Origin of the sequence: Pseudoxanthomonas japonensis, from assembly GCF_043632995.1 — a bacterium.
GTDB classification, from domain to species: domain Bacteria; phylum Pseudomonadota; class Gammaproteobacteria; order Xanthomonadales; family Xanthomonadaceae; genus Pseudoxanthomonas_A; species Pseudoxanthomonas_A japonensis.
This window is the reverse complement of the sequence record NZ_CP171632.1, coordinates 1,151,554-1,166,177: the sequence shown is the minus strand read 5'-3', so window position 1 is coordinate 1,166,177 and position 14,624 is coordinate 1,151,554. Positions and strand designations below refer to the sequence as shown.

Genomic DNA, 14,624 nt, shown 5'->3' with positions numbered 1-14,624 from the left:
CAGCGGAGCAAGCTCCGCTCTACGACAGCCAGCGTCACCCGGTAGGGTCGAGCTTGCTCGACTCCTCCATCGCTCCCGCACCTGCCGGGCAAGAGCACAGCAGCGGAGCAAGCTCCGCTCTACGCAGCCAGCGGGCGCGCCTGCAGGTCGGCGACCTCGTGGGTGACACCGAACTTGCCCTTCTCGTCGCGGGTCACCTGCGCCAGCGCGCAGCCCGGGTCGTGGGTGAAGAACAGATGGACGTTGCGGGTCAGCTTGTCTTCGAGGAAGGCGCGCTTCTCGTCGATCAGCAGTTCCGCGTTGCGGTCGTAACCCATGGTGATCGGCACGTGCACCCACGAGCGGCCGGGGATGAGGTCGGCGCAGAACACCACGCCACCATGCGCCTGCCCGTCCTGGCGCTCCGGCCCGACGATCTCCGCCAGCATCAGGCCGGGTGTGTGGCCATCGCTGAAACTGAAACGCACGGCGTCGCCGAGCGCCTCCGAATGTTCGCCGGCGACCAGCTCCAGTCGCCCGCTCGCTTCCAGCAACGGCTGCAATTCCGGGATGAAACTGGCGCGATCGCGCGGATGCGGTTTCAGTGCCCGCTGCCAGTGCCCGGCGCCGACGACGAAGGTCGCGTTGGGGAACAGCAGTTCCGGCGACTTGCCGTCCTGCCACGGCGCCAGCAGGCCGCCGGCATGGTCGAAGTGCAGGTGGCTGAGCACGACGACTTCGATGTCCTCGTGTGAGAAGCCCGCCGCCTGCAGCGAATCGAGCAGCACGTGGCGATCTTCCTGTACCCCGAAGCGCGCGCGCATCCGGGGATCGAAGAACGCACCGATGCCGGTCTCGAACAGGACGGTCTTGCCGTTCAGCGGTTGCGCCAGCAGCGCTCGGCAGGCCAGTTCGATACGGTTCTCCGCATCCGGTGGCGACCACCGCTCCCACATGGCACGCGGCGCGTTGCCGAACATCGCGCCCCCATCGAGTTTCTGGGAATTGCCCAGCAGCGACCAGAGTTTCATGGGGCGATTCTACGCCCCGATCCGCTGTGGGAGCGACGTCAGTCGCGATGACGCGCCCGGGAGGCCTTTCGCGACTGACGTCGCTCCCACAGGACTGGTCTCAGGGCTTCGCGGCGGATTCGACGACCTTGGCCGCCCCCACCGAATTGCGCGGATCGCTGCCGCCATGCAGCGCGTTGTTGGTCTTGTACCATTCCACCGTCTGCAGGTTGCCCCAGACGTGGCTGGAGCCGCGGCCGCCCTGCGCGGCGTTGCCGGGCACCTTGAACTTGTGGCCCATGGCTTCCAGCGTCTGCTGCGAGGCGGGCGTCAGCGCGTCGGTTTCCATTTCGATCAGGTCCGGCATCCACTGGTGGTGGAAGCGCGGCAGCGCCGCAACGGCCTGCGGGTCGAGGCCGGCGTCGTAACCCAGTACGCCCAGCAACACCATGGTGATGATGCGGCTGCCGCCCGGCGTACCCAGCACGGCGACCTTGTCCGGCGACTCCATGAAGGTCGGCGTCATGGAGCTGAGCATGCGCTTGCCCGGCTTCGGCGCGTTGGCGTCGTAGCCCATCACGCCGAAGGCGTTCGGGGTACCGGGCTTCAGCGCGAAGTCGTCCATCTCGTTGTTCAGCAGCACGCCGGTACCCGGCGGCACCAGGCCGGAGCCGTACAGCAAATTGACCGTCTGCGTGCCGGCCACGCGATTTCCTTCCGCATCGATGATCGAGAAGTGCGTGGTCTCCTCATCTTCCAGCGGCGTCTGCTGGCCCGACAGCTGGTCGCTCGGCGTTGCCTTCTGCGGATTGATCGTCGCGCGCAGGCCGGCCGCGTAGTACGGGCTGGTCAGCGTCTTCATGGGGATCTCGACGAAGTCCGGATCGCCCAGATAGAACGTGCGGTCGCGGAACGCGCGGCGCATGGCTTCCACTATCAGGTGCGTGCGCTGCGCCTCGTCGAGCTTGGACAGGTCGTAGGCATCGAGGATCTGCAGCATCTGCGTCAGCGCCACGCCGCCGGACGACGGCGGCGGCGCCGTCGTCACCTGCCAGTCGTTGTACTTGAACGTCAGCGGTTCGCGCTCGCGCACGGTGTAGCCGGCCAGTTCCTTCGCCGTCCATTGCCCGCCCTCGGCCTTCACGCCGGCCAGCAGCAGCTTCGCGGTCTCGCCGCGATAGAAGCCGTCGAAGCCTTGCGCGGCGAGGCGCTCCAGCGTGCGTGCCAGGTCGGGTTGCCGGAAGATGTCGCCTTCCTTGATCGGCTGCCCGTTCGCCAGGAACACCGCACGCGTGCCTTTGTAGCGCTCCATCACCTCGCGGCGCGCCTGATAGCCACGCGCCATGCGCGCATACACCGGGAACCCTTCGCGCGCCGTGCGGATCGCCGGCGCCAGCGAGGTCTTCAACGGCAGCCGGCCGTACTTCGCCGCCAGGTGGACGAAGGCGGCGGGCAGTCCGGGGATGCCGGCCGCCCACGGACCGTTCTCGGCGCGGTCGCGGTTGAAGTCGCCATTCGGCAGCAGGTACTTGTCGGGCGTCGACGCGGCCGGCGCGGTTTCGCGCGCATCGATGAAGACATCCTTGCCGGTCTTGCCGTCGTGCAGCAGGAAGAAACCGCCACCGCCGAGGCCCGAACTGATCGGCTCCACCACCGACAGCGTCGACGACACGGCGATGGCCGCATCGAACGCGTTGCCGCCCTGCGCGATGACGTCCAGCCCCGCTTGCGTGGCGAGCGCATGCGCACTGGCGATGGCGGTGCCGGGCGGGTGGGAGGGCGTGTTGGAACGGACGGCGTCGGCGGCGAACGCAGCGGGTGCGATGGCGACGACGAACAACAGGGCGAACAGACGGCGATGGATCACGACTTCTCCTGGAGCGGCTACCGGGACGAAGCGCATGCGGAAACGGGGCGATCAGCCGGCCTGCAGCCTCAGCATCTTCGTCAGCAGGGCTTCGTGGGTCTCAGGATACGCCGGATCGGGGTCGATGCACTCGACCGGGCAGACGACGACACATTGCGGTTCGTCATGATGGCCGACGCATTCGGTGCAGCGCGCCGGATCGATCACATAGATCGTCTCGCCCATCGAGATGGCCTGGTTCGGGCAGGCCGGCTCGCAGACATCGCAGTTGACGCAGAGTTCGTTGATCTTGAGGGACATCTTCTTCCGTCATTCCCGCGAAGGCGGGAAGCGCTTCACAACGGCCGCATGGCCGATCACCCAGTGACTTTCATCGCGGCGTTCGTCGGAGATACCGAATCCCGACGTCCAGTCGGCGCAGGCTGGCTGCGATGCGCGACTGAAAGTCACTGGATCCCCGCATGCGCGGGGATGACCTTCCGGCAGAGGCGTGGCCGCCGTGCGGCGGCCACGCGCCGGAAGGTCACTTGGCTTCGACGAACAGGTATTCGGCGCTGCTCGGGGCCACGGCGGCCTTCACCCGCTCGCTGTCCTCTGCCTTGCCGATGAACAGCACGCGCACGCCCTTGAACGCGTCGGTCTCGACGCCCTCGAACGCGGCCACGGCCAGGTCGGCGATCTTGGCGCTGTTCGGCGAACCGAACGCGATCAGGTTGCCGGCGCTGACGCCGCGCGCCACGGCGCCCTTGGCCTGGTCCAGCTGGCGGCCGTACTTGGCCTCGAACTCCGGATCGGTCTCGGCGGGCAGGTAGTACACGTAAGGCGTGTTGGTGATCGTGCCCATGTTGGCGTCGACCACCTTGCTCAGGTACTCCTTCCACGGACCGTCTTCGGTCGTGGTCGGCGCGACCAGGGCGACTTCCGCCGGCTCGGCCGGGGCTTCTTCCTGCTTCTTGCACGCCGCGAACGGCAGCACGAGGCAGGCGGTGAGCATGATGCGGCTTGCGAACTTCTTCATGGGTATTCCCCCTCTTGGTAAAGCGGTTGTCGGAATCGTGGCGCTCAGGCGCCCTGCTTGTCTTGCTGCCACTGCGCCTTCAGCGCGGCGGTCACCGCCGGCGGCACGAAGCCGGACACGTCGCCGCCCAGCCGCGCGATCTCGCGCACCAGCGACGAGGAAATGAAGCCGTACTGCTCGGCCGGGGTCAGGAACAGTGTCTCGACTTCCGGAATCAGGTGGCGGTTCATGCTGGCCAGCTGGAATTCGTATTCGAAGTCGGACACCGCACGCAGGCCGCGCAGCAGCACGCCGCCGCCGACCTCCTTCACGAAATGCGCCAGAAGACCGTCGAAGCCCCGCACTTCCACGTGGGCGTGCTTGGCCACCGCATCGCGGGCCAGCGCGACGCGCTGGGCCAGCGGCAGGGCCGGCCCCTTGCCCGGGCTCTCGGCCACGCCGATGATCACGCGCTCGAACAGCGGCGCGGCGCGGTCGATCAGGTCGATATGGCCATTGGTGATGGGGTCGAACGTGCCGGGGTACACGGCCGTCCGGGTGCGCGCCACAGTCATTCAGTCGTCGCCGGCGGATCGTCGGCCCGAAGTGTAACAGTGGCGTGATGGCCCGGGGCACGGTACAGGGCATAGCGGACCTCGCGCGTCCTGCCCTCGCGGTGCAATACCCAGTCCGGCGGCACGACCGGCTGGATGTCCCCCGGCGATTCCACGTAGACCCGGGCACCGGGCGCCAGACGTGGCGCCAGCCCGTCCAGCGCGCGCGCCCACAGGCCGTCTGCGAACGGCGGATCCAGGAACACCAGGTCGAAGGTGTCGTGACGACTATCCAGCCATGCCAGTGCGTCTGTGGCATGCACCTCGGCAGGCGCGGACAGCCTGGCTGCTGTCTCTCGCAGCGCTGCGGCCAGGCCGGGATCGCGTTCCACCAGCACCGCCTGCGCGGCCCCGCGCGACAGCGCCTCCAGGCCCAGCACGCCCGTGCCCGCGAACAGGTCCAGCACCCGCGCACCCGGCAGCGCCGGCATCAGCCAGTTGAACAGCGTCTCGCGCACGCGGTCGCTGCTGGGCCGCAGGCCGGGACGGTCCGGCACGGCCAGCTTCGTGCCGCGCCAGCGCCCGCCGATGATGCGCACCTGGCCGGTTCCGCGTGGAGCGGTACCTGAGGACGGCGCGGGGCGGGAATGCGGACTGCGGGACATGCGGAAAGCGGCAATGGGAGGTCCCGCATGATACGTCCCCACCCTGCAGGAGGGGCTTCAGCCCCGACCGCAGCGGCGCAACCGCCATCGCTTACACGCTCCGCTCGGCAACCCGGCAGGCATCGGATTCGATAGCTCGTGGTCGGGGCTGAAGCCCCTCCTACAGGCAACATGGTTGAGAAAGCCGTGCCTGACCCATACACCGGACCCATCGGCCGCGCCGGGCGGCCTGTACCCGATTCCATGGAGCACGACCCAATGACCGTTGAGACCCGCAAAGAAACGCTGGGCTTCCAGGCCGAAGTGAAGCAGCTGCTGCAGCTGATGATCCACTCGCTGTATTCGAACAAGGAGATCTTCCTGCGCGAGCTGGTCTCCAATGCCGCCGACGCCGCCGACAAGCTGCGCTTCGAGGCGCTGAAGGACCCGAAGCTGCTGGAGGAAGACCCCACCCTGCGCATCCGCATCGGCTTCGACGCCGCCGCGCGCACGGTAACCATCGACGACAACGGCATCGGCATGAGCCGCGACGAGGCCATCGCCCACCTGGGCACCATCGCCAAGTCCGGCACCGGTGAGTTCCTGCGGGCGCTGTCTGGTGACCAGAAGAAGGACGCCAACCTGATCGGCCAGTTCGGCGTGGGCTTCTACAGTGCCTTCATCGTGGCCGACCGCGTCGACGTGTTCAGCCGTCGCGCCGGCCTGCCGGCCAGCGAAGGCGTGCACTGGTCCAGCGCCGGCGAAGGCGATTTCGAAGTCGCGACGGTCGACAAGCCCGAGCGCGGCACGCGCATCGTGCTGCACCTGAAGGACGGCGAGGAAGGCTTCGCCGATGGCTGGAAGCTGCGCGGCATCATCAAGAAGTATTCCGACCACGTCGGCCTGCCGATCGAGATGCTGAAGGAACACCACGGCGAAGACGCGCCGGCGACGGTCGAATGGGAAGCCGTCAACAAGGCCAGCGCGCTGTGGACGCGCGCCAAGTCCGAGATCAAGGACGAGGAGTACACCGAGTTCTACAAGCACATCGCCCACGACTTCACCGACCCCGCCGCCTGGAGCCACAACAAGGTCGAAGGCAAGCTGGAATACACCTCGCTGCTGTACGTGCCCGGCCGCGCGCCGTTCGACCTGTACCACCGCGACGGCGCCAAGGGCCTGAAGCTGTACGTGCAGCGCGTCTTCATCATGGACCAGGCCGAACAGTTCCTGCCGCTGTACCTGCGCTTCCTGCGCGGCGTGGTGGATTCCTCCGACCTGTCGCTCAACGTCTCGCGCGAGATCCTGCAGTCCGGCCCGGTGGTCGATTCGATGCGCTCCGCGCTGACCAAGCGCGCACTCGACATGCTGGAGAAGCTGGCCAAGGACAAGCCCGAGGACTACAAAGCGTTCTGGACCAACTTCGGCCAGGTGCTGAAGGAAGGCCCCGCCGAGGACTACGCCAATCGCGAAAAGATCGCCGGCCTGCTGCGCTTCGCCTCCACGCACGATGCGACGGGCGCACCCAGCGTCTCGCTGGCCGACTATGTGAGCCGCCTGCAGGAAGGCCAGGACAAGCTGTATTTCCTCACGGGCGAGTCGCATGCGCAGATCAAGGACAGCCCGCACCTGGAGATCTTCCGCAAGAAGGGCATCGAGGTGCTGCTGCTCACCGACCGCATCGACGAATGGCTGATGGGTTACCTGACCGAATTCGACGGAAAATCCTTCGTCGACGTCGCCCGCGGCGACCTGGACCTGGGCGCGCTGGAGAGCGAAGACGACAAGAAGGCGCAGGAAGAAAGCGCCAAAGCCAAGGAGGCACTGACCGGCCGGATCAAGACGGTGCTGGGCCTGGACGTGGCCGATGTGCGCGTCTCGCATCGCCTGACCGATTCGCCGGCCATCCTCGCCATCGGCCAGGGCGATCTGGGTCTGCAGATGCGCCAACTCCTGGAAGCCAGCGGCCAGCAGGTGCCGGAAAGCAAGCCGGTGTTCGAGTTCAATCCGGACCATCCGCTGATCGCCAAGCTGGATGCGGAGAGCGACGCGAACCGCTTCAACAACCTCACCCGCGTGCTGTTCGACCAGGCCGCGCTGGCGGCCGGCGAAAGCCTCAAGGACCCGGCCGGTTACGTGAAGCGGCTCAATGCGTTATTGCTGGAGCTCTCGGCCTAATCGGAAGTCCCTCGCGCTCGCGGCTGCTCCCCTCTCCCCGCGTGCGGGGAGAGGGTGCCAAAGGCGGGTGAGGGGCGATCGGAGGCAGCGTGCTTCGACGCCCTTGATCAAGCTCCAAGCGCGCCATTCTTCAGGCCACAGCGCCCGACCGAGAAGAAAGCGCCCCTCATCCGCCCACGTATCAAGTACGGGGCAGGCTCTTCGGGCACCTTCTCCCCGCTGCCGCAGGGAGAAGGAATTCGGACACCCGGATTCAGACCTTGATATCGAGCAGGCTGCCCAGCGTCTGGTCCGCCACTTTCAGCACGAACAGGTTCGCGCCGGCCATCGCCTTGTAGGTCAGCATCGCAGCCACGTCTTCGACCGGCGCGGCCGGATCGGCAGGCGCTTCGACCACCGTCGCGGACACGCCACCCGTCGCTGAGGCCGACAAGGCCAACGTCTGCCGCGTGGCGTCGGGTGTGGCCAGGTTGGCGAGGTTGTGCGCCGCGGCCTGCATTCCGCTCGAGGCGGCGCGCAGGCCGGAGGTAGCGATGCCGGTGATGGCGTTCATGCGGGGATTCCGGGTTTTCCGCCCTCGATATCGGCCGCCCCCGGCCCCACTTGAGTCCTGTGCCCGGGCGTCCGACAGCCGGGTGGTAGCATGTCGCCCTCTTCGAGATACCCCCTGCAATGATCGGTTTTTTCCGCCGCAAGAAGCCCCAGGACGGCCCGGACGCCGCCCAGACCCGCCCCAGCACCGAAGAACTCGCCGCCGCCTTCCCGCGCGCGCCCAGCGAGCCGTTGCCGGCGGACTCCACTTCCTCGTCCACCGGGCCCGCGGAGGCGCAGGTGCAGAAGGCGGACGAGGGGGAAAGCCTTGCGGTTGAGCGGTCGGACAGTACCCCGCCCGCCCCCTCACCCCCGCCCTCTCCCCCGCAGGCGGAAGAGAGAGAGCTCGAGAGCAACGCGGCGCCCGCTGCCGCTGCCGGGAAGTCGGGCTGGCGCGACCGCCTGCGCCGCACCAGCGCCGCGCTGGGCCTGGCCGGCCTGTTCACGCGCAACCCGCGCCTGGACGACGATCTGCTGGACGAGATCGAGACCGCGCTGCTGACCGCCGACGTCGGCGTGCCCGCCACCACCGCGATCATCGAGGACCTGCGCAAGCGCATGAAGGAGCGCGAGTTCAGCGATGCGCAGGCGCTGCTGAAGGCGCTGCGCGCGGACCTGATCGCGCTGATCACGCCGGTGGCGAAGCCGCTGGTCATCGATGCCGGCCGCAAGCCGTTCGTCGTGCTGACCGTGGGCGTCAACGGCGTCGGCAAGACCACGACCATCGGCAAGCTGGCACGCCGCTTCAAGCAGGACGGCCACAGCCTGATGTTGGCGGCCGGCGACACCTTCCGCGCCGCCGCCGTCGCGCAGTTGCAGACCTGGGGCGAGCGCAACGGCGTGCCCGTGGTCGCGCAGGGCCAGGATGCGGATGCGGCTTCGGTCGCGTTCGACGCCCTGCAGTCGGCCAAGTCGCGCGGCTTCGACGTGCTGATCGCCGATACCGCCGGCCGCCTGCACACGCAAACCGGCCTGATGAACGAGCTCGGCAAGATCCGCCGCGTGCTCGGCAAGATCGACGCGGATGCACCGCACGAGGTGCTGATGGTCATCGACGGCACCACCGGCCAGAACGCGCTCTCGCAGCTGCGCCAGTTCCATGCCGCGGTCGGCGTCACCGGTCTGGTGGTCACCAAGCTGGACGGTACGGCGAAGGGCGGCGTGGTGTTCGCGCTGGCGCGCGAGTTCGGCATCCCGATCCGTTATGCCGGTATCGGCGAGCGCGTGGAAGACCTGCGCGTGTTCGATGCGGAATCCTTCGTCGACGCGCTGCTGCCGGAAGCGCTGGGTGGCGGCTGACATCAGTTCCACCGCCGTTGTGGGAGCGACGTCAGTCGCGATGACGCCATCGCGGTGGTCGATCGCGACTGACGTCGCTCCCACAGGACGTTGCACGTGAGCGCCGACTCCTTCGCGCATCGCCTGCTCAGCTGGTTCGACGGGCACGGGCGCCACGACCTGCCGTGGCAGCATCCGCGCACACCGTACCGCGTGTGGCTGTCGGAAATCATGCTGCAGCAGACGCAGGTGTCCACGGCGACGCCGTATTTCCTGCGCTTCATCGAACGCTTCCCCACCCTGTCCGACCTTGCAGCTGCCACCACCGACCACGTGATGGCGCATTGGGCAGGGTTGGGCTACTACGCCCGCGCCCGCAACCTGCACGCCGCTGCGAAAGTCTGCGTCACCGACCACGGCGGTGAACTTCCACGCGATTTCGATGCGCTGCACGCGCTGCCCGGCATCGGGCGCAGCACCGCCGGCGCGATCCTGTCGCAGGCGTGGAACGACCGGCTCCCGATCCTCGACGGCAACGTCAAACGCGTGCTGACGCGCTTCCACGGCATCGTCGGCTGGCCGGGTATGCCGGCGGTGGAGAAACAGCTGTGGGCGCTGGCGGAACAGCACCTGCGCGACGTGCCCGACGGACGGCTTGCCGACTACACGCAGGCGCAGATGGATTTCGGCGCCACGCTGTGCACGCGCGCGAAGCCGGCGTGCGTGGTGTGCCCCCTACATGACGACTGCGCCGCGCGCCGCGATGGCCTCGTTGCCGCCCTGCCCACCTCCAAGCCATCGAAGGTCCTGCCCGAACGCGAGGCCGTGGCCCTGTGGCTGGAGAACGCTGATGGCGAGATCCTGCTGCAGCGCCGTCCGGAGACCGGCATCTGGGCCTCGCTGTGGACGCTGCCGCAGGCCGACACCGATGCGGACATGCGCGACTGGTTCGCGCGCGAGATGAAGGGCACGTACGACAACGCCGAAGAACTGCCCGTGGTCGTGCACACCTTCAGCCACTACCGCCTGCACCTGCAGCCGCTGCGCCTGCGCAAGGTCGCCCTGCGCGACGCGGTGCGCGACAATGACGACCCCGTATCCGGTACGGGGCAGGCCCTGCGCTGGGTGGCGCGTGGCGACCTCGCCACGCTGGGCCTGCCCGCGCCGATCCGCAAACTGCTTTCTGCCGTCATCCCCGCGTAAGCGGGGATCCAGTGACTCACCACAGGACGTCTTCGATGTCGCGCACCGTCTACTGCCAATACGAACAACGCGAAACGGAAGGGCTCGATTTCGTCCCGTATCCCGGCGAACTGGGCAAACGCATCTACGCGAACATCGGCAAGCCCGCGTGGGCGGCCTGGCTGGCACACCAGACCATGCTGATCAACGAGAACCGGCTGTCGCCCCGCGATCCCAAGCACCGCGCCTTCCTGGAAACGGAACTGGAGAAATTCCTGTTCGGCGGCGGCGCGGACAAGCCGGCCGGCTACGTGCCCACGCCGTAATCCGCACCGGCTCGACCCGCTTCCGTAGAACCGGGCTTGCCCGGGTCCGCACGCTCACCCACAACGTGAACCATCGCTACGGGCAGCGGAGCAAGCTCCGCTCTACGGGGTCGATTTGCGCTCTTCGAGTGCCGCCTCGCGCATTTCCTTCTCGCTGGCGCGCAGGGCCTTCACGTCCAGCGGACGGATGGTTTCGATGCGGCAGGGAATCTTGATGCTGGACGTGCCCGCGCCCAGCGGCACGACATCATCGAAGCGGGCGGACACACGGTTGCCGAACTGGGTGACGCTGATGGACATCGCGTAGTCGAGGTCCTGGCAGGGGCCGGTCAGTTCCAGCAGGTAGCCTTCGCTGGGCCTGGTCCAGACGGCCAGCGCGCCGTCGCCGAGCGGCGTCCAGCCGTTGAGGCGGCCGAAGTACTGGAAGTCCTTGACCGGTTCGCCGGCGTGGTCGCGGTAGAAGGCCAGTTTCTCGGCGTCGGTCTGCTTGCCGTCGGTAGCGCAGCCGGACAGTGCGGCTGCCGCCAGCAGGGCAAAGGGAAGTAGGGGTTTCATGCGCGGCCTCCTCGGGCGTGCGGGGCTCTCTCCGGATGCCGATGATGCGCCCGTGGTGGGCCGCGGGTACCGGCGGCCGGCGCCCGCATTCAGCCGACGGTACGGCTTGCCATACCCGACCGCGATCCGTATCATTCGTCGCCTTCGCACCGGCTCGGCCGTCCTGCGGAACATTGTGGCCTGGTAGCTCAGTTGGTAGAGCAGCGGATTGAAAATCCGCGTGTCGGTGGTTCGAATCCGCCCCGGGCCACCACTTTTCCCGAAAAGGCCTGCAGCGATGCAGGCCTTTTTCGCGTCCGCTGAAAATCCCGGTGTCCCCATGCCAGAGCCCATCCGCCTCGCCAGGCGCGTCGTCGAACTGACCGGCTGTTCGCGCTCGGAAGCCGAGCAGTACATCGAAGGCGGCTGGGTGACCGTCGATGGCGAGATCGTGGAAACGCCACAGCATCCGGTCACCGACGAACGCGTGGACATCGATCCCGCCGCCGAACTCCGCATCGCCGAGCCCGCGACGCTGCTGCTGCACAAACCTGCTGGGGTGGGCTGGCAGGACGCAGCGGCCCTGGCCACGCCGGCAACGCATCTGCCGGACGACGACAGCGGCGTGCGCGCACTCAAGCGCCACCTGCAACGCCTGACCCCGCTGGTGCCGCTGGACACCGAGGCCAGCGGCCTGATGGTGCTCAGCCAGGATGGCCGGGTGCGGCGCAAGCTGACCGAGGACTACGCGCAGACCGAACAGGAGTTCGTGGTGGAGATCCGCGGCGACGTCCACCCCTACACGCTCGGCCGCATCGGCCATGCCTCCAGTTACCAGGGCCGTGGATTGGCGCCCTGCAAGGTGAGCTGGCAGAACGAAGTGCGCCTGCGTTTTGCGATCAAGGACGTGCAGCCTGGCGAGCTGCGGCATCGCTGCCGCGAGGGCGGCCTCGACGTGGTGTCCATCAGGCGCCTGCGGATAGGTCGCATCTCGCTCTCGAAGCTACCCCTGGGGCAATGGCGCTACCTGCCCGCAGGCGAACGCTTCTAGGGGCACTGCCCGCAAGGCCGCAGCAGGACATCTGCCGCACCAGCCGCCCTGGCCCATCGCTTCACGCAGCCCTGCGCCTTGCCTGACTACGCTGGTCGCACGCGCTTCCGAGGATCCTCCATGCGACCGCTCATCCTGCTTTCCTTCCTGATGCTGTCCGCGTGTGGCGGCGGTGGCCTTGCACGCGGAGGCGATGCGCCGACGTGCGCCAGCGTCGCGTCCAAACAGAAGGCCGTCGACAGGATCAACAAGGATTACGAAGAGCTCCGCCAACGCATCGTGGATTCGCCCACCGAGAAGAACCAGCAGAAGCTCGCGGACATGGCGACGGAGTCCGCGGCCGCCAAGGCCGCACTCGACACCGCCAAGGCCGAACAGGCCGCGGGGCGTTGCCCGGGAGACTAGGAGCGCGGCGCCGCGGTGCCGCCGCGTGCAGGCACCGGCGGCACATCATCGGTCGTGCGCGACATCGCCATGTCCTGCTGACAGCGTGCGCAGTCGCTTGTCTGGCCCGGCGGCAGCTCGCTTGGTTCGCAGCGTGGCGTGCTGCGCGTGACGTCCTGTCCATTCCAGTGCAACCAGGCGACGAGCACGAGGACGGCAACACCGCACACCCTGGCAATGAAAAGGGAATTTGAATCGAGGCGCATGTCGTTGACTCGCGGAGCGTACGGGGTGCGTGCACTGGCAGGCACGCAATGTGCACAGCGGAAGCGTCGATACGGGATATCGCGGGGCGCGGAGCGTTCAGGACAATGGCAATCGGACGAAGTGGCATGCCGATGCCCTCGCTCACGGTCGCCCGACGCATGGATCGTGGCACCGGACGTGGGTGCACAGCCCGCCCCGCCCTGTCCCGCGCGGAGGCGAACGCCGCCTATGCGCTTTGCCGGATCGGGCGATTCGCACCGGCAAGGCCCGGCGTAACGGACAAGCCGGCACGCGCTGCCTATCCTGCGGGCCCCGCCCGTCCTCCCGCACCGCCATGATGCCTGCCACGTCCCCCTACGCCATCGGCCAGTGCTGGCGCTGCCGCGGCCGCCATGCCACCGAGACACCGGTGCTGACGATCAATCGCATCGACGCACATCCGTTGGGCGGCGAGATCCTGCATGTCAGCGTGACCCACGCGCGATCCGCCACCCGGGCATTCGTGAGGGCTTCCTCACCACCTTCGCCCACCTGCCCGTCATCGGCCAGGTGCTGGAGCGCAGCGGCGCCGAACTCGTCGGCGCGGCTACGCCCGACCCGGCCTACCTGGATGGATACCACCAGTGGAAGCAGGCATTCGACGCCGGCCAGGCCGGCTCCTACGGCATTCCGCTGGCCGAGATCCTCGACCTGATCGAGACGATGCTGGCCAGGCACAACGACTGACGGCCCGCGCGCCGATGCTGGCGGCGCGGCTTCACTTGATCGAGGCCTGCGCGTTCTTGTTGACGTGATAGCCGATCAGCTTCCAGGCATCGTCCTCCCGCTGCATCACCACGCGCTCGGTGGACACCACGTTGCCCGAGACCGCTTTGTACGCCACCACCACATAGTCGCCCTCGGGCAACGCAAGATCGACCTTGGGGGTGAAGCCGAAACCGTGCAGTTCGCGCTTGTCGGGCAGGCTGAAGGTGCGGGCGAACTTGATCGAACTGAGGAAGACGCGCTTGCTGGAGGTGGTATGCAGGCCACTACCGGCGCGCCTCCAGATTTCATCGTCTTCGTGCGCATCGATCAGCTTCAGGTATTCCTTCGCCGCGCCGGCTGCGTCCTGTTGCAACTCGGGCGTGCCCGCCGTGGGCGCCGGCAACACCTGCCTCCCGTCGTCCGTGCCGAAAGAGAGCCTGCATCCAGCCAGCATCAACACCGCGCACAGCGCCATTCCCATGCTTCGCTTCATCACCCTGTCCCCTTGCCGGCTGCGCGCATCCCCGCGCGCAGTGCATGACGCCAGTATGCGTCATCCCGGCAGCGTGCCCGCCATGCCCCTCCATCACGCCGTCACGACGGCACGCGACGCCGACTGAACGCGGTCGCACGCCTCCTCTGTGCAGCGTCCGCATTGACGCCGCCTGCACGTGCACTGGCACAAGGTCGTCGCATCACCCTCCTACGGCAGGCCCGCGTGAACATCGCCATGAAGCCCGTTTCCCACATCCTTCCCGACCGCTTCGCCTGGCACCATACCGACGCAGGCCATGACCTGCGCGTGGACGGCACGACGATTGCCGAAGTGCGGCCGCTGCGGGACGGCATCGTGCTGCGGATCCTCGTCGACATGGGGGACATCGCGCCATTCGAAATGGCAGTGCGCTGCGAGGAGCGTGCGATCGGATGGGCTACGCAATGGGCGCGGCAGCGGGCCAACCTGCTGTACCGGCACGCGGACCGCCAGCGCGCACTGCAGGCCGACGCCGAGCTCGCCCTGGCTGGCTGACGCGG

Annotated in this window: 18 protein-coding genes and 1 tRNA gene; 9 read left to right on the top strand and 10 right to left on the bottom strand. The window is 67.7% G+C overall.

Annotation, left to right across the window (positions count from 1 at the left end; all coding sequences use genetic code 11):
• Positions 1–119: 119 nt before the first annotated feature.
• From ACGHX3_RS05310 to rsmD, 6 genes are all read right to left on the bottom strand, one after another.
• Entirely contained in the window at positions 120–1,010 is an 891-nt protein-coding gene (locus tag ACGHX3_RS05310) for an MBL fold metallo-hydrolase (protein ID WP_394696647.1), read from the bottom strand.
• Positions 1,011–1,110: 100 nt separating this feature from the next.
• Positions 1,111–2,814: a gamma-glutamyltransferase gene (gene ggt, locus ACGHX3_RS05305; RefSeq protein ID WP_394697243.1), complete on the bottom strand. Its 1,704-nt coding sequence runs from the start codon at positions 2,812–2,814 to the stop codon at positions 1,111–1,113.
• A gap of 93 nt (positions 2,815–2,907) precedes the next feature.
• A complete protein-coding gene (locus ACGHX3_RS05300; protein WP_162339357.1) occupies positions 2,908–3,156 on the bottom strand; it encodes a YfhL family 4Fe-4S dicluster ferredoxin in 249 nt (82 codons plus the stop codon).
• 223 nt (positions 3,157–3,379) lie between these two features.
• Complete coding sequence (locus tag ACGHX3_RS05295; protein WP_162339358.1) at positions 3,380–3,874, bottom strand: hypothetical protein; 495 nt, start codon at positions 3,872–3,874, stop codon at positions 3,380–3,382.
• Between the two features lie 44 nt (positions 3,875–3,918).
• Positions 3,919–4,428, bottom strand: a complete 510-nt coding sequence (coaD, locus tag ACGHX3_RS05290) for a pantetheine-phosphate adenylyltransferase (RefSeq protein ID WP_213600802.1) — start codon at positions 4,426–4,428, stop codon at positions 3,919–3,921.
• Complete coding sequence (gene rsmD / locus ACGHX3_RS05285) at positions 4,425–5,072, bottom strand: 16S rRNA (guanine(966)-N(2))-methyltransferase RsmD (RefSeq protein ID WP_394696646.1); 648 nt, start codon at positions 5,070–5,072, stop codon at positions 4,425–4,427. Before rsmD ends, coaD begins: the two co-directional genes overlap by 4 nt.
• Before the next feature lie 258 nt (positions 5,073–5,330).
• Between rsmD and htpG the strand changes: the two genes are divergently transcribed.
• The gene (gene htpG / locus ACGHX3_RS05280) at positions 5,331–7,229 is read left to right on the top strand and encodes a molecular chaperone HtpG (protein ID WP_394696645.1); all 1,899 of its coding nucleotides are present in this window, start codon (positions 5,331–5,333) and stop codon (positions 7,227–7,229) included.
• Positions 7,230–7,482: 253 nt separating this feature from the next.
• Here the strand turns inward: htpG and ACGHX3_RS05275 are convergent, their stop codons facing one another.
• Positions 7,483–7,782 (bottom strand): hypothetical protein, encoded by a 300-nt coding sequence (locus tag ACGHX3_RS05275; protein ID WP_394696644.1) that lies wholly within the window; start codon positions 7,780–7,782, stop codon positions 7,483–7,485.
• Positions 7,783–7,901: 119 nt separating this feature from the next.
• On the opposite strand from ACGHX3_RS05275, the gene ftsY reads away from it, so the two are divergent.
• The 3 genes from ftsY (at position 7,902) to ACGHX3_RS05260 (ending at position 10,606) form a co-directional block, all read left to right on the top strand.
• Positions 7,902–9,119 carry a signal recognition particle-docking protein FtsY gene (ftsY, locus tag ACGHX3_RS05270; protein ID WP_394696643.1) on the top strand — a complete coding sequence of 406 codons (1,218 nt, stop codon included), beginning with the start codon at positions 7,902–7,904 and terminating at the stop codon, positions 9,117–9,119.
• 96 nt (positions 9,120–9,215) lie between these two features.
• A complete protein-coding gene (gene mutY / locus ACGHX3_RS05265) occupies positions 9,216–10,301 on the top strand; it encodes an A/G-specific adenine glycosylase (RefSeq protein WP_394696642.1) in 1,086 nt (361 codons plus the stop codon).
• Positions 10,302–10,336: 35 nt separating this feature from the next.
• Complete coding sequence (locus ACGHX3_RS05260; RefSeq protein WP_213600808.1) at positions 10,337–10,606, top strand: oxidative damage protection protein; 270 nt, start codon at positions 10,337–10,339, stop codon at positions 10,604–10,606.
• A 102-nt stretch (positions 10,607–10,708) separates the two neighbouring features.
• Here the strand turns inward: ACGHX3_RS05260 and ACGHX3_RS05255 are convergent, their stop codons facing one another.
• Positions 10,709–11,161 (bottom strand): DUF6491 family protein, encoded by a 453-nt coding sequence (locus ACGHX3_RS05255; protein ID WP_162339135.1) that lies wholly within the window; start codon positions 11,159–11,161, stop codon positions 10,709–10,711.
• Positions 11,162–11,338: 177 nt separating this feature from the next.
• Here ACGHX3_RS05255 and ACGHX3_RS05250 point away from each other — a divergent pair.
• From ACGHX3_RS05250 to ACGHX3_RS05240, 3 genes are all read left to right on the top strand, one after another.
• Positions 11,339–11,414 (top strand) — tRNA-Phe (locus ACGHX3_RS05250).
• A 66-nt stretch (positions 11,415–11,480) separates the two neighbouring features.
• On the top strand, positions 11,481–12,191 hold the full coding sequence (locus ACGHX3_RS05245) for an rRNA pseudouridine synthase (RefSeq protein WP_394696641.1): 711 nt from the start codon (positions 11,481–11,483) through the stop codon (positions 12,189–12,191).
• Positions 12,192–12,311: 120 nt separating this feature from the next.
• Positions 12,312–12,596, top strand: coding sequence for a hypothetical protein (locus tag ACGHX3_RS05240; RefSeq protein ID WP_394696640.1), 285 nt, complete (start codon positions 12,312–12,314; stop codon positions 12,594–12,596).
• Here the strand turns inward: ACGHX3_RS05240 and ACGHX3_RS05235 are convergent.
• The gene (locus ACGHX3_RS05235; protein WP_162339132.1) at positions 12,593–12,841 is read right to left on the bottom strand and encodes a hypothetical protein; all 249 of its coding nucleotides are present in this window, start codon (positions 12,839–12,841) and stop codon (positions 12,593–12,595) included. The genes ACGHX3_RS05240 and ACGHX3_RS05235 overlap by 4 nt on opposite strands.
• Positions 12,842–13,391: 550 nt before the next feature.
• Between ACGHX3_RS05235 and ACGHX3_RS05230 the strand changes: the two genes are divergently transcribed.
• Positions 13,392–13,568, top strand: a complete 177-nt coding sequence (locus ACGHX3_RS05230) for a hypothetical protein (RefSeq protein WP_394696639.1) — start codon at positions 13,392–13,394, stop codon at positions 13,566–13,568.
• Positions 13,569–13,599: 31 nt separating this feature from the next.
• Here ACGHX3_RS05230 and ACGHX3_RS05225 read toward each other — a convergent pair whose 3' ends face one another.
• Positions 13,600–14,082 carry a DUF4019 domain-containing protein gene (locus ACGHX3_RS05225; protein WP_394696638.1) on the bottom strand — a complete coding sequence of 161 codons (483 nt, stop codon included), beginning with the start codon at positions 14,080–14,082 and terminating at the stop codon, positions 13,600–13,602.
• 225 nt (positions 14,083–14,307) lie between these two features.
• Between ACGHX3_RS05225 and ACGHX3_RS05220 the strand changes: the two genes are divergently transcribed.
• Positions 14,308–14,619, top strand: coding sequence for a hypothetical protein (locus tag ACGHX3_RS05220; RefSeq protein ID WP_394696637.1), 312 nt, complete (start codon positions 14,308–14,310; stop codon positions 14,617–14,619).
• Positions 14,620–14,624: the final 5 nt, after the last annotated feature.